Source organism: Hymenobacter aerilatus (genome assembly GCF_022921095.1).
Taxonomy (GTDB): domain Bacteria; phylum Bacteroidota; class Bacteroidia; order Cytophagales; family Hymenobacteraceae; genus Hymenobacter; species Hymenobacter aerilatus.
In genome coordinates this window covers 4,933,871-4,952,776 of the sequence record NZ_CP095053.1, presented here as the reverse complement: position 1 = coordinate 4,952,776, position 18,906 = coordinate 4,933,871, and the positions used below count along the sequence as shown (strand labels likewise).

Genomic DNA, 18,906 nt, shown 5'->3' with positions numbered 1-18,906 from the left:
TATGTTCTTCTATCCCGCCGGTTTTGTTTTGGGTGTCACCGCTCACCAACGGCAACGGGCTAAAACAACGTAGCGCGCCGTACCTTTGCGGGCACCTTTACCGCCGGTTGGCGGTTGTTGTCGCCGTGTCTAGTCCCCGCATCCTGCTCATCACCCCGCCGCTCACGCAGCTGAATACGCCCTACCCGGCCACCGCCTACATCAAAGGCTTTCTGACGGGGCGCGGCTACCAGGTCACGCAAGCTGACTTAGGGCTAGACCTAGTGCTGAAGCTGTTTTCGCAGGAAGGCTTGCGGCGTGTGTTTGCGGCTATTGAGCAAGGTGGCTTCGAGTTGAGCGACAACGCCCGACGCATGGTACGTCTGCAACGCAGCTACCTGACTACCATTGGTCCGGTCATTCGCTTTCTGCAAAACAAGGATACTACCCTGGCACCGCGCATCTGCCACGCCCGCTACCTCCCCGAAGCCAGCCGCTTCGACAACGTAGCCGACTTGGAAAGTGCCTTCGGTACGATGGGCCTCACCGACCAGGCCCGCCACTTGGCTACGCTCTACCTCGAAGACCTGGGCGACCTAATCAAAGAGACGGTAGGGCCACAGTTTGGCTTTTCGCGCTATGCTGAGAAGCTGGGTATGTCGGCCACCTCGTTCGATCCGCTGCACGAGGCCCTGCAAGCCGCACCCAACCTGCTGGATCAGATGCTGGAGGAACTGCTGGATGCCCTAGTGGCCCGCGTGGAACCGGACGTGGTAGGGTTTTCGGTGCCGTTTCCGGGCAACCTCTACGGGGCGCTGCGGCTGGCGGGCCGTGCCAAGCAGCTCCGCCCGCGCATCAAAACTCTGATGGGCGGTGGCTACCCCAACACGGAACTGCGCCAGCTGAAAGAGCCACGCTTTTTTGATTATATCGATTACCTCACGCTCGACGATGGCGAAGGGCCGTGGCTGCGGTTGTTGGAATATTTGAGTCAAAAAGGCCGTCATGCTGAGCTTGTTGAAGCATCTCTACCGTTAGCAATTTCTGCGTCTAACAACGAAGCAATAGAGATGCTTCGACAGGCCCAGCATGACGGCCTAGACTCTCCCCTACCCTTCCAGCGCACTTTTCTGCGCAATGCGGCTGGGGAGGTAGAGTACGTCAACCAACCCTTCCCCGACATTCCGCACCCCGAGGTAGGCACGCCTGACTACTCCGATTTGCCACTCACCGAGTATCTGTCGGTAATTGAAGTGCTAAATCCCATGCACCGCCTTTGGAGCGATGGGCGCTGGAACAAGCTGACCATTGCCCACGGCTGCTATTGGAAGCGCTGCTCTTTCTGCGACGTGACGCTGGACTACATCAGCCGCTACGAAACCGCACCGGCTACCCTACTGGTAGACCGCATCGAGCAGATTATTGCTCAGACTGGTCAAACAGGGTTTCACTTCGTGGATGAAGCCGCCCCGCCCCTGGCCCTGCGCGACCTAGCGGTGGAGCTGCTACGCCGCCGCGTGAGTATTACGTGGTGGGGTAATATTCGCTTCGAGAAAACCTTCTCGCCCGATTTATGCCGCTTGCTAGCCGCTTCGGGCTGCATTGCCGTGAGTGGTGGCCTAGAGGTAGCCTCCGACCGCCTGCTGGCCCTCATGGAAAAGGGCGTCACTATTGCTCAAGTAGCCCGCGTGACAGACGGCTTCACGCAGGCCGGCATTATGGTACACGCCTACCTGATGTACGGTTTCCCTACCCAGTCAGCACAGGAAACGGTAGACTCTTTGGAGGTAGTACGGCAGTTGTTTGGGGCAGGCATTGTGCAAAGTGGCTATTGGCACCGCTTTTCGATGACGGCGCACTCGCCGGTAGGGAAGAACCCAGCGAAGTATCAGGTAGCTGCCATCGGTCCCGAGCCGGGCACCTTTGCCTGGAACGACCTCTGGCACGACGACCCCACTGGCACCGACCACGAACGGTTTGGTCCTGGTCTGGCTAAGGCACTCTACAACTACATGCACGGCGTGGCCCTGCAAGAACCGCTACAATTTTGGTTCGATTTTAAAACGCCTCGCCCTACTGTGTCGCGCCACCTCATTCAGCAGGCGCTACAAGAGGAAGGTAAGCCGGATTTTGCCCGGCAAAACAACCGGCTGTTTTGGCTAGGCAATGCGCCCGAACTACGCCAAGAAGCCGGTAAAAAAGGAGCACGCGCTGTGCTCACGTTCTATGAGCAAGCCGAGGATTTTGAGTTGAAGACTAGTCCTACCCTTGGTTCCTGGCTACACCAGCTGCTCACCCGCCTTACCACCGACTACGACACTAAGCTGCTGCTCAAGGAAGCTGCTGCCTCCTTCCCGGCTACTGCTGGTCAGTCGTTCGAAGCTTTCCTACAGTCGCCTACTTGGCAACTGTTGCGGGAGAAGGGTCTGCTGCTAATCTAGCACATTCTATTGCTGCACTATTGAAGAGCTTGCCGCTAAGAGAAGCTCGTGCGCAAGTACACTTGCGCACGAGCTTCTCAGCGTTGATCCAAACCATTCAACGGTCTACTAGTGCAACTAGCCCGGCACAGCGGGCAAAAATGCTTTTTCAAGCTCAACAGAGCGCATTTTCTCTTTCCCGACTACATACTGTAGTCTTCGATTTCTATTAGCCTTTTGCTTATCGCTCGTACTCACCGGCTTACCGAATGAGCATCTTGTTAGCGCACATTAAAAAAGATTAAAAATTATATAGCCACGGAAAGGTTTTATGCAATCGATTTCTATATATTTCAAACGTTTTCGGTCAAAATTCCCACACTTCATTCTTTCACTATATGCACAACGAATACGCGTGGTATCATTTGCCTGTACCAGTTTTGGTTCGGCAACCGAGTAGCCGCTTTTCCCGGCACGTGGCGCTACTGATTGTTTTGGCGACTCTGTTCGTTTTTCTTCCGCATTTCGGCCAGGCGCAAGCCAACCGGACTATCACGGGTAAGGTAATAGACGCCAATTCCACTGGCCTGCCCGGCGTCACAATTATTATTCCCGGCACTACCGTTGGGACCAGTTCCGGTTCCGACGGCTCATTTGAATTGCAAGTGCCAGCAGCTACCACTACTCTATCGGTTTCGTCGGTGGGCTACACCTCCCAGCGCGTCGACATTACCGGCAAGTCTAGCATTTCCGTTACCCTGCAGGAAGACTCCAAAGCCTTGGGCGATGTAGTAGTGGTAGGCTACGGCACGGCCCGCAAGGAGGACGTGACCGGCTCGGTGACTACCCTAACCGAGAAAGAATTCAACCGCGGCACCTTCACCTCCCCCGACCAATTGATTCAGGGCCGGGTATCGGGTGTGCAAGTGAGCAACAATAGCGGCCAGCCCGGCGGACCAGCTACTGTGCGTATTCGCGGCAACTCGGCCGTGACGGGCACTGGCCAGCCCCTGTATGTGGTAGATGGCGTGCCGCTCGATGGCCGTACGGCCCGGCCGGGCTTGGTGGCTTCTACCGATGTGGGCGCAGGCGCAGATAGCAACCCGCTCAACTTCCTCAACCCCGACGACGTGGAGGCGGTGACGGTGTTGAAAGACGCCTCAGCTACGGCCATTTATGGCTCGCGGGCGGCGTATGGCGTGGTGCTCATCACTACCAAAAAAGGCAAAACCGGTGCCCCGGTCCTGAACGTAGGCATCTCCAACGGCTTCTCTACCCTGCTGCGCCGCCCCGATTTCCTCAATGCTAGCCAGTATCGTGAGGCCATAGGCTACTATGGCGCGCCGGCCGCCAACGATAAAGGGGGCGACGTGGATGCGCTCAAGGAGATTTTGCGCACGGGCTACCTCCAGAACTACAACGTAGCCATGAGCGGCGGCGGCGAAACCGGTCGCTACCGTCTCTCTATCGGCTACCTCGACCAGGATGGCATTGTAAAGAAGACAGGGTTTAAAAAGTACAGCGCCAACCTATCTACCAACTTCCAATTCCTAGAAAGCAAAAAGCTTGGCCTTGATGTAAACATTGCCACCAGCCAATTCCGCGAAGAACTAGCCAACATCACCACCGATGCTGGTTTCCGGGGTAGCCTGATTGGGCAGGCGCTGCAGTGGAACCCTACCCAGCCCCTGCGCAACCCTGATGGTACGTTGTTCGTGCAGCCCGGCGACGTGGTAAACCCAGTAGCCAGCCAGGAATATTACAACGACCGCTCGCGTGTAACGACCATTCTGGCCAGTGCCGCACCGTATTACAAGTTCACGGACTGGCTGCAGTACCGGATGCTGATCAGCGTCAACTACAACACCGGTGAGCGGCGTACTTCCATTGACCAGCGCCTGATTAACTACCCTGGTATTCAAGACCAAGGCTTTGCCAGCATCGGCCAGAATGAGTTGACCACCCAGCAAATCGCGCATACCCTCACTTTCAACAAACAAGTGAAGGATGGATTGAATATCAATGCGCTCCTAGGCTACGAATACACCAAGTTTGCAAACCAGGGCTCTAATTTGAATGCCTACGGCAACCCTGCGCAGGGCGGTTTTGGCAACTATGGCCTCGATTACACAAACTACATTCAAAGCTCGTCTGCCGGGTCGCGCTTGGTCTCTTCTTTCGTTGATCCATCTTCGCAGCTGCAATCTGTCTTTGGCCGGGCTATCCTGAACTATAAGGACCGCTATGTATTGACGGGTACGCTGCGTCGCGACGAAAGCAGCAAGTTTGGGCCAAACAATAAGGTAGGCTATTTCCCTTCCTTCGCCATTGCCTGGGACTTGAGCCAGGAATCCTTCTTCCCAACTGAGCGCCTCACGCAGTTGAAACTACGGGCCGGCTACGGACGCACCGGCAACCAGGAATTTCCGGCTGGTTCGGCGCAGGGACGCTACACCTTCAACAATCTAGGGGAGCAGGCTCCGCTGAACGATGCCAACCCGGATCTGAAATGGCAATCGGACGCTCAGTACAATGCTGGTATTGACGTGGGTATGTTCAACAACCGCGTAACTCTCACGGCCGACTATTTCTACAAAACCACTACCGACCTTCTGTTTCCGCAGCTACCCGGCCAACCTGCGCCGCCAGTGCAGGCCATTCGCTGGACCAACCTCGACGGTAAAATCGTTAACAAAGGGGTAGAGCTGGCACTGAATACTACTATCGTAACCAACGAGAAAGTAGACGTGGGATTGAATGCCAACGCCACTTTTATTCATAACGAAGTGAAGGACCTGCGAACGGCCGACATCACCACTGGCGCCATTAACGGCCAGGGCTTGTCGGGTGTATTGGCGCAGCTGATTACCAGCGGCTACCCCATCAACGCGTTCTTCCTACCCCAATACACTGGCCTAAATGAGCAAGGCCTTTCCAACGCACCTGGTCCGATTGCCTACGCCGGTAGCCCTAACCCCAAAACGCTGCTGGGCCTGGGCGCCAACGTGCGGTACGGCAAACTCTCGCTGGTAGCCAACATGACCGGTGCCTTTGGACAGTACATCTACAACAACACGCTCAATGCAGTAGGTAACGTGGGTCAGATTGGCGCCGGCAAGAACATTGCGCTTTCCACCTTTGAGAATCCGGTGAAGGAGTCTATCGGCAACCCCTCGGCCGCCACTACCCGCTACCTCGAGAAGGGTAACTACCTGAAAATGTCTAACCTGACGCTGGCCTACTCCTTCGGCAACATTGGTTCAGTATTTAAGGGTGCCCGCGTGTACGCTACGGGTCAAAACCTGTTCGTCATCACCAAATACGACGGCTTCGACCCCGAGATTAACACCATCAAGCGTGGGGCCAACCAGGTGCCCTCCGTGGGCATCGACTACCTCCCCTACCCCAGCGCCCGCACTTTCACGTTCGGCGTCAACTTCTCTCTGTAATCCCTTAGTTTCTACATACCATGACTTACCATACGTTTGCGCGTGCGGCTGCTTTACTGGCCGTGCTTCAGCTGGCTAATAGCTGTGACGTCAGTGAAAGGCTGGCAGGCCAACTGAGCGATTCTCAAATTCCGGTGGGTGACCCCGCTGCTCTGCTCACAGGCGTATACAACGCCCAGCGTGGCCCCATCCAGGGTTGCGTGAGTGTGTTTGCGCTAGAGGAAGTTTCGACTGATGCCCGGATTATGCCTACCCGCGGACCAGACTGGGACGACAACGGCAAGTGGCGGGAGCTATACAATCACACTTGGACGCCCAACAACGAGCGGGTGCGCGACACCTTCACGCAGCTCGAAGGCATTATTTATTCATCTACCGACCTGTTGCGCTTTAGCCCCAGTGCGCAGCAGCAGGCCGAGTCCCGGTTCATTCGGGCCTGGGCTACCTACCTGCTACTCGACCTCTACGACCAAGTGCTGTATCGCGACCCAGGCGAGAACCTAGGCACGCTGGCGCGAGTGCGCAAGGGCACCGAGGCGCTGGATTTCATTGTGAGCGAGATTAACGCCATCCAGAAAGACCTCCCCGACGGGCCGGCTGGCCGCGCTAACAAGGATGCCGCTCGGGTGCTGCTGATGAAGTGCTACCTCAACAAGGGCGTATACGCCAACCGCCAGGCGCCTACCTTCAGCGCCGCGGATATGAACCAGGTGATCAAGCTGGCCGATGAGGTAATCAGCAGCGGCAAGTACTCATTCGCCCCTAGTGTCTTCGATAACTTTGCTCCTAACAACACGGTAATCGGCCGCGAGAACATCTTCACACAGGAGAATACGTTTGGCAACGCCGGTCCTACGCGCGACTTCTGGAAGTTCGTGTCGCACTACAACATGGCTCCCGTCAACGGGTACAACGGGCCAGCTACCACTGCCGAGTTCTACAGCTTGTTTGAAGCCAACGACAAGCGTCGGGGTGTGGCCTACAAGACCGATGGCGGCCCCGCCAACCCCGGCAACCGGATCAATGTGGGCTTCCTGGTTGGTCAGCAATACAACCTCATCACCGGCGCGCCTGTCACGACCAGAAGCGGAGCGCCTTTGTCCTTCACGCAAGATATCAACCTCTTCGAAACGGGGGCTGATCTGGAATCAAAAGGCATTCGGCCCATCAAATACCCCGTCGACTATGTGAGCGAGGCCAAGGGCGGCAACGGGTGCGAGAACGACCACGTGACTTTCCGGCTGGCCGATGTGCTCCTGATGAAGGCGGAAGCCATCTTACGGGGCGGCACGCCTACCTCTGCCGGTCCATATGGCGGCACGGCCCTGGCCATTGTCAACTCCATTCGCACTGACCCAGGCCGCGGCGCCAGCGCCTTCACTACGCTCACGCTCGATATGCTCCTCGCAGAGCGCGGCCGGGAGCTGTATGGCGAGTCGTGGCGGCGGCAGGATATGATTCGGTTCGGTAAGTTTTTGCAAGCCCGCAAAGATAAGCCGCAGAGCGACCCGAAGTACCTGATCTATCCTATTCCTAAGTCTCAGGTCGACATCAACGCCAACATCACGCAAAACCCTGGTTATTAACCCGTATTAGGTACTGCATGATAAAACGTCATGCCGAACGAGCTGAATCCTTTGGCCTGCTGTGCTACCCCTACAGGACTATAGCAGCACCCGAAGCTTCCGACTCGCTCGGCATGACGTTTTATTGTGTAGCTGGTATTCATTCCTCGCTTCTCTGTCCCACCCATGTGCCATTCTCTACCAGCTTATTTCGCAGCTCTACTACTAGGTTTTCTTAGCTTATCCCCAGCCACCGCCCAAACCACTCCCGACCCGTGGATCATTATGGCTGATAAAGTAGACCCCGCTACCTATTACGGCGTGACGGTGGCCAACGGGATGCTGGGCGTAGTATCGTCGCCGGAGCCGTTTAAGGTGAAAAGCGTGGTATTGGCTGGCGCCTATGACCAGTACGGACGGGGTAGGGTCAGCAATTTCCTCAATGGCTTCAACCTATTGAACATGTACCTGGAAATTGACGGACGACGGCTGAGCGCCGCTGATGCCCGCAACTTCCGGCAGCAGCTCGATATGCGGGGCGCCTCACTCACCACCACCTTCGACTATGGCGATAAGGCCACCATCAGCTACACCTACCGAGCGCTGCGCCACCTCCCCTACTGCGTGCTGATGGACGTGACCATCACGGCCCGCAAAGACCTCAGCCTCACAGCCGCCAGCGTGATGGAAGCCCCCGACGCCTTGCGCGAGGTGCAGAACTACTACAATGAAATCGACCGGCCGCACGTCACCATCAGCTTGCTTACGTCTACGGCCCGCAGCCCTACCGGCAAGTTGCAATTGTGTGCTAGTACCAGCTTTTTGTTTTCAGAGCCGCATGGGCAGGAGCCGCGCGTCATTCATGAGATGTGGGACAGCAATATGCACTTGATGAAGTTCAGCAAGACCCTGAAGGCGGGGCAGGCATACACCTATGGCGTAACGGGCGCTACCCTCACCTCGGCCCACGATGCCGACCCACTCAACCAAGTGGAGCGCCTCACGGTATTTGCCCGGCTCGAAGGCAAGGAGCGTTTATTGGCATTTCATAACAAAGCATGGCAAGACCTGTGGCAGAGCGACATCCAGATTACCGGAGATGCCCAGGCCCAGCAAGACGTGCACAGCATGCTCTACCACCTCTACAGCTTTTCGCGGGCTGGCACCGATTTCTCACCCTCGCCGATGGGCCTTTCGGGTTTGGGCTACAATGGGCACGTGTTCTGGGATACCGATTTGTGGATGTTTCCGGCCCTACTGGTATTGCACCCCGAAATTGCGAAGTCTCTGGTAGAGTATCGGTTCAACCGGTTGGAAGCAGCTCGGCGCAATGCCTTTGCTCATGGCTACCAAGGCGCTATGTTTCCGTGGGAAAGTGCCGACTCGGGGGTGGAAGAAACGCCTGTGTGGGCGCTGAGCGGGCCGTTTGAGCATCACATCTCGGCTGATGTGGCGCTGGCTGCCTGGCAATATTACTGCGTGACGCAGGACAAAGCCTGGCTACGCGAAAAAGGATGGCCCATCTTGCAAGCCACTGCCGATTTCTGGGCTAGCCGGGTGGAGCGAAATGGCCCCGGTCACTATGACATCAAGAATGTGGTAGCCGCCGACGAGTGGGCCGAAAACGTGGATAACAACGCCTTCACCAACGCCGCAGCCAAGGTGAATCTGCAGAATGCTATGGCTGCTGCCAAGCTACTAGGCCTACCCGCCAACCCTGATTGGGCACACGTGGCCCAAAACATTCCCATCCTACGCCTACCCAGTGGCGTGACCCAGGAGCACGCTGCCTACCAAGGCGAGGGGATTAAGCAGGCGGATGTGAACCTGCTGGCCTACCCCCTGAACATCATCACCGCGCCGGAGCAGATCAAGAAAGACCTCGACTACTACTCCACCCGCGTACCCAACGAAGGCACCCCCGCCATGACGCAGGGCATCTTTGCGCTACTCTACGCCCGCTTAGGCGACGCGGCCAAGGCGCAGCACTTCTTTCAGGATGCCTATCAGCCTAATCTGCTGCCGCCGTTCCGCGTGATTGCCGAAACAAAAGGCGGTACCAATCCCTACTTTGCTACGGGCGCAGGCGGAGTGCTGCAAGCCGTGCTGATGGGTTTCGGTGGCTTGGAGATTACGCCCAGAGGCATTGAGCAACGTAAGACCACGCTGCCTGCGGGTTGGCAATCGGTGAAGATAACGGGGGTAGGGACGCAGCGGAAAACGTATTCTGTTACCCGCTGAGTAGCCTGCGCGCTTACTGTACAGTTTGCTGCCGCAACCACGTCAGCAGGTCATTTACGAAATTGGGGGCAGGCTGGGGCCACTGCCATTGGCCCTGGGCAGTGGTATAGCCTACCACCGTCAGGTTGCGGTTGGCTTTGGGGTAGAGCCGTACGGTACTGGCCCGTCCTCTGAGCGCTGGCCGCAGGTAGCGTACACTCCCCTGCACGTTGAGGGTAGTATCGGCCGCACCATAGATGCCTAACACGGGCATTTTCCGACCCAGCAGTTGATAAGGCTGCGCCTGAGCACGCGTTTGCACAGGAACACCTTCCAGCACGGTAAATCGGCAGTTGGGCTGTGCCTGTAGGGCTGCTCGAGTGGCCAGCGCGGCATTGGCGCCACGCACCCACAAGCCCACGCGGGCCGTGTCGATGCTGCTTTCAGTGCGACAGGCTGCCAGCCCGGCGCTGGCCGTATGGTAGGCTAATGAGTCGGCGGCGGTGGCCGAGTCGGTGGCTACGGCCGGTAGCAGCAGCACTGCAAACCCGTGTCGCGCCAGCAGGTCGGCGCGGGTGGCAGCGGCGCCGGCTGTGGCCTGGTCGGGTAGCAGCACCACTGCCGGGTAGCGTTGCGCTGTATCCTGCGGAATTAGCAACGATGCCATGCTGGTGGCCGCCAGCCCCGGCAGCCGTACCGATTGCTCGCGGTAGGGCCGGGCCGCGGCTTGTCCGCGTCGTACCCACACAAACTGTGTCTGAATGGTGTCCCAGGTGAAAATACCTCGTAGAAAGTCGCCCTCACGCACGGCATTCACCGTGATGCTGCCCGGTTGCCCGGGTTGTTGCTCAAAATGCAGTTGCGGCTCCTGATAGCGCAAGTTGGCCACAGGAAAGCTGATACCGGGAATTTCGGGAAAGTGCATGTCGGCCTGAAGCTGCCCCGGCGTTGTTTCGCGTATGTCCAGTACCACCCGCAAATCGGTACCCTGGTAGGTGACTGGCCCTTCGAAATGCCCCGTTAGCACAGGTAGGCTGGCTTTTTCAGGTTGGCCGGAGCACGCACTCAGTAGCAGCACCATGCTCAGCAGCCCTACCCTGTATAGCGCTTCCAGCCAAGCAGCAGGCATGGTTATTTTCAGGATGGGGATGCTTTTGATAAGACTATTCACGCTACAAAGGTAACGTTGCCGCTAAACGCATCGTATCCAGCCATCTTCATAGCCCTTTACGCAGAATTAGATCGGTTTGCACGTCGGAGCCCAGCGTGAAGGCATGTTGGCCTATTGCTTTGAAGCCAAACCGCTGGTAGAAGGCAATAGCACGCGTATTTTGCTCCCACACGCCTAGCACTAAGGCCCGGCACTTGTGTGTGCGGGCTTCTTCCAGCGTCCGGCGCATCAGAGAAGCGCCTAGACCAGTGCCTACCCAATCCTCGCGCACGTAGAGGCGGACTATTTCCAGGCGGTTATCAGCAGATTTGCCTGGCTCTAGTCCCAGGTCCGACTGCAGGCGCAGCATGGCATAGCCCACCAGCTCTTGCTGCATTCGGGCCAGCAGGAAAATAACATGTGGGTCTTGCAGCTCGCGCAGCTGCTGCTCCGTCCCGAAGGTGGCTGCCAGGTAAGCCTCCATGTCGGCGGGCGTATTGTCGGCGGCAAACGTTTCGTAAAACGTCTGGCGGCCCAAGGCTGCCAGTTCTGCAGCTACGCCGGGGGTGCGCTTAGCTGCTACGATGCGAAGAGGTGTAGACATAACTTCAGTGAAATCAATGACGCAGGCGACGAATGCCCCATCTTCCGAGCCACAAAGCTACTACCCCTGCCAATGCCGACGCCAGCAGGTAGCCCATAGTATTGCCGGTAGCCAGGCTAGTGGTAGGCGCTGCGGGCGGGGCCATCAGATAGGTGCTGGTGCTCGTTGCCACGCTCACCAGTAGGGCAGCTGCCAGCAGCAAGGCTAGCACTCCTAGTAGTTTTGGCGCAACAGAACTCAATCCAACAGATCATTTTTGCCGCGTCGCATTTCCCACCCGGCTCGCAGAAAATAGCCTGCCAGAATTAGCAGGGCAATGTTTATCACAAACCCGAAGGTATTGAAATTACCCGCCTGCCATTCGGTGTAGCGACCGAAAAGCAAGTACAGCTCTACAATCAGCAGTACGCCACCAACCAGCAAATGAATAGTACCACCGGAGCGGGAATTGGGCGTTGCAGCCATAGAGAAGAAAATAGGGAAGCGGCCAGAAACCAGAAAAATGCCCACCAAAATGAGCTACCTATAGAAACCCATACGCGCAAGAGTTGGAAAATGGTTTCTACGGTGTATTTTTGTCTTACCAAGTCTCTCAGCGAGAGTAGCTCAGTTGGTAGAGCATCAGCTTCCCAAGCTGAGGGTCGCGAGTTCGAACCTCGTTTCTCGCTCATTATATAAAAGCCACTTATCCTACTGGATGAGTGGCTTTTTCTATATAGCCCTACATCTACTTACAACAGGCACCTTGCTGCTTCCTCTAATAGCGCTGAACATTCCTCATTCCCGCTGTATTATATGGCTATTCTGTACCCATCCTAAAACCAAAAAGTCAGATTGCTATAGTAATCTATACTAAGCGCGTTTAATATTAGACACTTAGCGTATTACTAGCTATTTGCATAGTGATATCTATATTTTAATTATAACAATATTTTTATACTTTTTCTCGAATTAATTAGCTATAAAGCATAGAAATAGCTCTATTGTGTTTTGCAACCGCTAGCAAAAAGTGGCTGCAGAGTCCTTACTATCCACTCTTACCTTCCTTTATGCATACCACACCCTTTACCCACAAACTCTTTCCACTCGTTAGCCTGGGCTTGCTCTTCACCTTTGGATGCGCCAAAGAAGACCTGACGCCTACCGAGAACCTCAGCGCGACTTCTTCCCAACAGGCCAAACAAGACGGCCCAACGGTTACGCTGGATTCTAAACAGTACATTATCATTGCCTCCGGTGACCAACTGCCCGGCGACATCACTGCCAAAACTGCTTCGGCCAATGGTACCATTACCTCGCTGCTGGGTGAGGCAGGTATTGCCGTAGCCACCTCCGACGACCCTGGCTTTGCAGCTAAAGCCGCCAAAATTGCCGGCGTGCGCTCCGTGGTGCGCGACTTCACCTATCAGGCATTCGATCCGCAGCAGCGCTCGGCCGATGTGGCTGCCAACAACGTAAATCCGCCCAGCACTGGCGACAGCAACCCGTTTTTCCCGCTACAATGGGGCCACACAGCCATTCAAGTACCCCAGGCCTGGAATACCGGCGCCCAAGGCGAGGGCGTGGTAGTAGCCGACCTCGACAGTGGCTTCGATCTGACTCATCCCGACCTGCAGCCTAATATCGTAGGCAGTATTTCATTTGTGCCCGGTGAGGCGGCCCAATTTCGTGGCGCCGGCTCCAGCCACGGCACCCACACTGCCGGCACCATTGCAGCGGCCGACAACAACATTGGGGTGGTTGGGGTAGCCCCCAAAGCCAAGCTGCTGCTGGTAAAAGTACTGCGCGACAGTGGCTCGGGCTCGTTTTCCTGGATGATGAACGGGATTATATATGCCGTGCAGAACAATGCCAAGGTGATAAACCTGAGCCTGGGCGCGGCCATTCCACGCAACGGCAAATTCCTGAACGACAACGGTACGCCAAACGACCCATCGGATGACTTCATTGAGCACGATGCCAAAGGCACGCAGGAGTTGCTAGTGGCCATTAGCAAGGTAACAGGCTACGCTGCTAAGCAGGGGGTTACCGTTATTGCCTCAGCAGGCAACGACGCCAACAACGGCAATAAAGACCAGTCGCTGGTGCACATTCCGGCCGATGCGACGGGCGTTATCTCCATTTCGTCTACTGGTCCGATGGGTTGGGCGTTGAATCCGCTTACCACCAATCTAGACCGGTTTGCTTCGTACTCCAACTACGGCACATCGGCCGTCGACTTTGCCGCTCCCGGCGGCGACTTCGCCTACCCCGGCAACGAGTTGGTGGTCTTCAGAGGCGTGCGCCAGTACGTATGGGCGCTTGATATGGTGCTGAGCACGGCCAAAAACGGTGGCTACACCTGGATGGCGGGCACCAGCATGGCGGCTCCTCATGCTACGGGCGTAGCGGCCCTCGTCATTGGTAAAAACGGCGGCCAAATGGACCCAGCACGCGTGAAGGCCGTTTTGCGCGCTTCGGCCGACGACCTGGGCAAGCCCGGCCGCGACCCTTATTATGGTCATGGCCGTATCAACGCTTTACGTGCTGTGTCGTCTCAAGCGCTGTAGCCTTAGCGTATTGCATAACAGAACAGCCCCGTCGGCACTGGTGTCGGCGGGGCTGTTCTGTTGTCTGTTGGGTAGATGTTTTCTGCGAACTACGCTACCCGAAAAGATCAGTTTTGCTATTCACAGCTGCTTGGTACCATAGCGGTTGTAAATGGCAAAAAATAGGATGTATTGCCATAGCCTTGTTAGGGTAAGCCAGTGTCCCGATGTGTTGCGCATCGATTGTGAAGCTGGCCAATACCCAATCGGTCTGCTGCTGCGCCTGTGCCTGCGGTATGGTATGCCTGCCATCCAAAGCAGGTAGGCCGCCGAAATTGTCATCAATACCTATGCCCAGTGCTTTGACCATTGCTTCTTTTCGGGTCCAGGACTGAAAGAAAGCCGCCGCGGGGTCTTCGGCGGCGGTAACATATTGCTGCTCTGCCTCAGAAAAGCAACTTGCTGCTACGTCGGCGTAGGCAAACTCCGGCTTTATTTTTTCGATATCTACTCCCACCTCTACCCTGGCAAAGGCCAGTACCAACCACGCGTCGTCGTACGAAATAGAAAAATGCCAGTCCGGGGCGTTGGCGCAGTATAGTTTGCCGACTTGACTGGTAGCTAGTGCTATAGCGTCGGCTGGCGTCCCAGTCAGGTAGCCCAACACCAAGCGTAGGGTAGCACGACCCAGCAAAAACCGCTCGGCGTGCCTGGCGTGATAATAGGAGGCTGCCCGCCGTTGCTCATCCGCCTGCACATAGTTTCCCAGGCAGTTAGCTACTTCCACATAGTCGGCTAGCTGCACTCTGAAAACCATAGGCGCAGCTACGGAAGGCAGCGGCGCCGCACATTGCCATTCTGTGCGGGCAATCGTTGTGCAGTTGACGGAAATATGGTAGGCATCCACTTGCATAAAGCGTTGTCAAGCAATCATTTTGCAAACCCGGATAATATCCCTACCCTAGCAGCACAAGCCTACCGGACGCCATTGTCTAGCGCGGCTTGCAGGGTGGCGGCCAGCGTTTTATCGTGTGGGGGTGAGAACAGGTAATTATGGTCGCTTTCTACCTCGTGAATGCGGATACCCTGCTGCGCGTAAGGTTTCCAGCCCAGAAACTCGAAGTCTTCCATGTAATGGGTCTTTTCTTTCACCCGGAACAGGTCAATCTTGATATTCTCTGGTAGCAGTTTGTAAGCGTAATACGCTTTGTCGTTGGCTCGCCCTACTGCAGCGGCTTCTTTTGTTTCTTCCTCCTTACGCTTCGTTAGTCTCTGCCAACTGTTGTGCAGCGACATCATTTTGTAGCGGATGGTGGGACGCGGGCTGTTTTTCAGCAGTACCAAGAAATAGAGCCACTTCATAGCAAATAGCTTTAGGTTACGCACTGCCCTGCCCGTCTGAGAAGCTGGCACCTCCCCTTCGTGTGCATAGGTATCAAATAGCCCCAGAAACCGCACCTCTTTGCCGCAGGCCAGCAACTGGCGCGCCATTTCATACGCGATGATACCCCCAAAGGAATAGCCAGCCAGCGCATAAGGCCCGTTCGGGTTTGTCTTCTCGATGCATTTGATGTAGTGCGCCGCTATTTCCTCAATGGTTTCGAGGGGTTTGTCGGCACCATTGAGGCCGCAGGCTTGCAGACCGTAAATAGGCTGCTCGGGGTCCATGTATCTGCTCATGGCCTGGTACAGCAGCACGTTCAGGCCGGCGCCGTGCACAAGGTAGAGCGGCGTTTTGGAGCCCTGTGACTTGATGGGTACCAGCGAATCCCAAGTGATAAATTGGCTGTCGTACTCCAATAGCCGGGCCAGCTTCTCTACTGTGGAGTGCTCGAAGAGGGTAGCCAGGGGTAGGCGCTGGCCGGTTTCTTTTTCGATGGCAGCCATCACGCGTACCGCCAGCAGGGAGTGCCCACCCAGCGCGAAGAAGTCGGCAAAAATATCAACCTGCTCCAGGCCTAAGCAGGTTTGCCAAATATCAGCAATGCGCTTTTCCATAGCCGTGCGCGGGGCCGTGGATACTGGCAGATAAGGCATTTCAGGCGCAAACTGCGCCAGGGCTTTGCGATCTACTTTGCTGTTGAGCGTTAGGGGTAGGGCGGGCAGCGTCACGTAGGCGTCGGGCACCATGTAGGCGGGTAGGCGAGTAGCCAGAAGCTGCTTCCAGGTGGCAAGCTGCGCAGCCGAGGCACGCCGACTATCCGCTGCACCTTTGGGTACCACGTACGCTACCAGCCGCTCGTCGCCGGGGCGTGCTCCTTGGGCAACTATAGCAGCGGCCTGCACATCGGGGCAGGAAAGAAGCAACTGCTCAATCTCACCCAGCTCGATGCGGTAGCCGCGGATTTTCACCTGCTGATCCAGTCGGCCCAGGCATTGCAACTCGCCGGTAGGCAGCAGGCAGCCCAGGTCGCCGGTGCGGTACAGGAGGGCGCCGGGGGTAGCCGCAAACGGGTCCGCGATAAAGCGTTCAGCCGTTAAATCAGGGCGGTGCCAGTAGCCGCAGGCTACGCCGTCGCCGGCAATGCACAGCTCGCCTACCTCCCCGGCCGGCACCAATTGCTGTTGCTCATCTAGCACATAAAATTGCGTGTTAGCAATGGGCCTCCCAATGGTAATTACCTCTTCCGAGCCTGTCACCTGCTGCACCGACGACCAGATGGTGGTTTCGGTAGGGCCATACATGTTCCAAACTGCCTGGCACTTCGCTGCCAGGCGGGCCGCCAGCTCTGGCAATAGTGCTTCGCCCCCACACAGGGCCGTGAGGGGTAGGGGCTGCTCCCAACCGGCCTCCAATACCATGCGCCAAGTGGCGGGGGTAGCTTGCATCAGCGTAACACCGGCTGTTTGCATGAGCTGAAGTAGAGCACGACCGTCGCGGGCGGTTTCGGTGTCTGCCAGCAAGATGGTGGCGCCACTGATGAGCGGCAGGAACAGCTCCAGCCCCGCAATATCGAAGGAGATGGTGGTGAGCGCCAGCAACGTATCGGCGGCCGTGATGCCCGGCTGCTGCTGCATGCTGAGCAGGAAGTTGACCACGTTGCGGTGCGTAACAGCTACTCCTTTGGGCCGGCCAGTGGAACCAGAGGTGTAGAGAATATAGAGCAGCGTATCGCTGGGTAAGTCCAGAGCAGGCAGCGGCGTCCGACTGGTATCAGCATCCTCCAGCCGCAATACGGTGGCCGAAGTTGCTAAATCCAGCACAACGCTACCCGCCGTGAGCACAAATGCCGCTCCCGAGTCCGTGAGCATAAAGGCCAACCGCTCGGCGGGGTAGGCCACATCGAGCGAAACGTAAGCGGCCCCGCACCGCATAATAGCCAACAGGGCCACCAGTAGCTCAGGCGAGCGTTCTACGGCTAGGCCTACCACATCACCAGTGCATACCCCCTGGGCCATGAGGTAGCCGGCCACCTGCTCTGCGCGGCGCAATAGTGCCGCGTACGATACCTCCGTATCGCCAAAGCGAATAGCGGTTTGTTGGGGCGTGGCCTGGGCCTGCGCGGTAATCAACTGAAACAGCGTAGCCTCGCTGGGGTAGGGCTGCGCGGTAGCATTCAACTGCCGGTAAGCCGCATCCGACACTGTGCTGGCGGGCGCCGGCCTGCCCAGAGGCATGGTAGGGTTCTGAACGATGGCCTGTACCAGCTCCTCAAACTCCGTCATCATGCGGGCAATAGTAGCCGCCTCAAACAGCGTGGTATTGTACGACCACTCTAGCACCAAGGCCTGCTCGGTGCCGCTGATATTCAGAAACAGCTCAAACGCCTCGTACACCCGGGGATTGCTGCGCAGTGTGTAGTTCAGGCCCTGGAATTGCACGCCGTTGGCCATGCCCAGATCCACGTTGAACATCACCGGCACCAGCGGTATGCGGCCCAGATTGCGCGGGATATTGAGCTTCTTGAGTAGACTACCAAAGGTGAGTTGCTGCTGCTCGTAAGCATCGAACAGGGCCATTTTGCGCTGTTGGAGATAGTCGGTGAACTGGGCCGTGGGGGTAGGATGGCTGCGGAGCGGCAGCAGATTCACGCAGTGCCCTATTAGGTTCTGCTTTTCCAGCAGCGCTTGTCCGGCGGCGGGCAGCCCTACTACCAGGTCTTGCTGGCCGGTTTGGCGGTGCAGCCACACTTCGAAAGCCGCCAGCAGCGTCGTCACGAAGCTGCACCCGTGGCGCTGGCCCAGGGCTTTCAACCCGGCTACCAGGTCTGGAGCCAGGGGGTAATCGGCGCGGCTGCTTTTGTAGGTGCGCGTAGTGGGGCGGGGTGCATCGGTGGGTAGGGTCACGGCAGGCACCACGTCGGCGTACTGCCCCAGCCAATACGACTCCACAGCCTGATAATCTGCACTTCGATTAAACAGCAGTTGCTCATCGGCATAGTCGCTGAACAGCGGAGCCGCGGGCAGGTCTGGAAACAAACCCTGCACGTGGGCAGAATAGAGATGCCCCAGCTCCTGCAACAAAATAGCCAACGACCACCCATCGCAAATGATATGGTGGGCCGTGAGCACCAGCTCGTGCTCAGCGGGGGCCAGCTGTAGCAGTCCGGCTTTCAGGAGAGGGCCATCCAGCAGATCAAACAAATGCCGAGCGTCCTGCCGTACGTAGGCCGCTACCAGCTCGATCTGCTCGGCAGCGGTGTGGTGGGCCACATTTTGAAAAGATAACTCAATGGGCACCTCACGGAACACGCACATATACTGGCCATCGGCGCTGAAGGCCGAGCGCAGCGCCTCGTGCCGGCGCACCAGTTGGTGCAGGGCTTGACGTAGCGCCGCCCGATCGAGCACGCCCGTGAGCCGCAACGATACCGACTCGTTGTAGGCGCGGCTGGCGTCGTCGCCACCTACTATGCAAGCGACCCAGATTTCTGCTTGCGCCTCCGTGATGGGCACTACCCGTACCATTTCCGGCCCCGCGAACGGGTTGAATGCGGGGGCTTCTGGAACCGACTTAGCGGGAGCAACAAGAGTAGAGATTTGCACCATCG

Annotated in this window: 11 protein-coding genes and 1 tRNA gene; 6 read left to right on the top strand and 6 right to left on the bottom strand. The window is 57.1% G+C overall.

Annotation, left to right across the window (positions count from 1 at the left end; genetic code table 11):
• Positions 1–125 precede the first annotated feature (125 nt).
• From MUN82_RS20600 to MUN82_RS20585, 4 genes are all read left to right on the top strand, one after another.
• Positions 126–2,420, top strand: coding sequence for a B12-binding domain-containing radical SAM protein (locus tag MUN82_RS20600; protein ID WP_245093473.1), 2,295 nt, complete (start codon positions 126–128; stop codon positions 2,418–2,420).
• 377 nt (positions 2,421–2,797) lie between these two features.
• Complete coding sequence (locus tag MUN82_RS20595; protein WP_245093472.1) at positions 2,798–5,848, top strand: SusC/RagA family TonB-linked outer membrane protein; 3,051 nt, start codon at positions 2,798–2,800, stop codon at positions 5,846–5,848.
• 20 nt (positions 5,849–5,868) lie between these two features.
• Positions 5,869–7,434 (top strand): RagB/SusD family nutrient uptake outer membrane protein, encoded by a 1,566-nt coding sequence (locus MUN82_RS20590; protein WP_245093471.1) that lies wholly within the window; start codon positions 5,869–5,871, stop codon positions 7,432–7,434.
• 165 nt (positions 7,435–7,599) lie between these two features.
• Positions 7,600–9,654 (top strand): kojibiose hydrolase, encoded by a 2,055-nt coding sequence (locus tag MUN82_RS20585; protein WP_511184980.1) that lies wholly within the window; start codon positions 7,600–7,602, stop codon positions 9,652–9,654.
• A 13-nt stretch (positions 9,655–9,667) separates the two neighbouring features.
• Here the strand turns inward: MUN82_RS20585 and MUN82_RS20580 are convergent, their stop codons facing one another.
• Genes MUN82_RS20580 through MUN82_RS20565 form a run of 4 tightly spaced genes read right to left on the bottom strand, consistent with a single transcriptional unit; the run spans position 9,668 to position 11,852 of the window.
• A complete protein-coding gene (locus MUN82_RS20580) occupies positions 9,668–10,804 on the bottom strand; it encodes a hypothetical protein (RefSeq protein WP_245093467.1) in 1,137 nt (378 codons plus the stop codon).
• Between the two features lie 46 nt (positions 10,805–10,850).
• A complete protein-coding gene (locus MUN82_RS20575) occupies positions 10,851–11,387 on the bottom strand; it encodes a GNAT family N-acetyltransferase (protein WP_245093466.1) in 537 nt (178 codons plus the stop codon).
• A gap of 13 nt (positions 11,388–11,400) precedes the next feature.
• On the bottom strand, positions 11,401–11,598 hold the full coding sequence (locus MUN82_RS20570; protein WP_245093465.1) for a hypothetical protein: 198 nt from the start codon (positions 11,596–11,598) through the stop codon (positions 11,401–11,403).
• A gap of 26 nt (positions 11,599–11,624) precedes the next feature.
• Complete coding sequence (locus MUN82_RS20565; RefSeq protein WP_245093464.1) at positions 11,625–11,852, bottom strand: hypothetical protein; 228 nt, start codon at positions 11,850–11,852, stop codon at positions 11,625–11,627.
• Between the two features lie 130 nt (positions 11,853–11,982).
• Between MUN82_RS20565 and MUN82_RS20560 the strand changes: the two genes are divergently transcribed.
• Together MUN82_RS20560 and MUN82_RS20555 are read left to right on the top strand one after the other, a co-directional pair.
• Positions 11,983–12,055: transfer RNA gene (locus MUN82_RS20560), tRNA-Gly, on the top strand.
• A gap of 381 nt (positions 12,056–12,436) precedes the next feature.
• On the top strand, positions 12,437–13,936 hold the full coding sequence (locus MUN82_RS20555; protein ID WP_245093462.1) for a S8 family peptidase: 1,500 nt from the start codon (positions 12,437–12,439) through the stop codon (positions 13,934–13,936).
• Between the two features lie 94 nt (positions 13,937–14,030).
• On the opposite strand, the gene MUN82_RS20550 is transcribed toward MUN82_RS20555, so the two are convergent.
• On the bottom strand, positions 14,031–14,732 hold the full coding sequence (locus tag MUN82_RS20550) for a 4'-phosphopantetheinyl transferase family protein (protein WP_245093460.1): 702 nt from the start codon (positions 14,730–14,732) through the stop codon (positions 14,031–14,033).
• A 158-nt stretch (positions 14,733–14,890) separates the two neighbouring features.
• A complete protein-coding gene (locus tag MUN82_RS20545) occupies positions 14,891–18,904 on the bottom strand; it encodes a non-ribosomal peptide synthetase (RefSeq protein WP_245093458.1) in 4,014 nt (1,337 codons plus the stop codon).
• Between the last annotated feature and the right edge of the window lie 2 nt (positions 18,905–18,906).

Excerpts from the sequence above, each read along its gene's own strand:
- MUN82_RS20595 (WP_245093472.1), top strand. The coding sequence starts at position 2,798 with ATGCACAACGAATACGCGTGGTATCATTTGCCTGTACCAGTTTTGGTT.
- MUN82_RS20590 (WP_245093471.1), top strand. The coding sequence starts at position 5,869 with ATGACTTACCATACGTTTGCGCGTGCGGCTGCTTTACTGGCCGTGCTT.
- MUN82_RS20585 (WP_511184980.1), top strand. The coding sequence starts at position 7,600 with ATGTGCCATTCTCTACCAGCTTATTTCGCAGCTCTACTACTAGGTTTT.
- MUN82_RS20575 (WP_245093466.1), bottom strand. The coding sequence starts at position 11,387 with ATGTCTACACCTCTTCGCATCGTAGCAGCTAAGCGCACCCCCGGCGTA.
- MUN82_RS20565 (WP_245093464.1), bottom strand. The coding sequence starts at position 11,852 with ATGGCTGCAACGCCCAATTCCCGCTCCGGTGGTACTATTCATTTGCTG.
- MUN82_RS20555 (WP_245093462.1), top strand. The coding sequence starts at position 12,437 with ATGCATACCACACCCTTTACCCACAAACTCTTTCCACTCGTTAGCCTG.
- MUN82_RS20550 (WP_245093460.1), bottom strand. The coding sequence starts at position 14,732 with ATGGTTTTCAGAGTGCAGCTAGCCGACTATGTGGAAGTAGCTAACTGC.
- MUN82_RS20545 (WP_245093458.1), bottom strand. The coding sequence starts at position 18,904 with ATGGTGCAAATCTCTACTCTTGTTGCTCCCGCTAAGTCGGTTCCAGAA.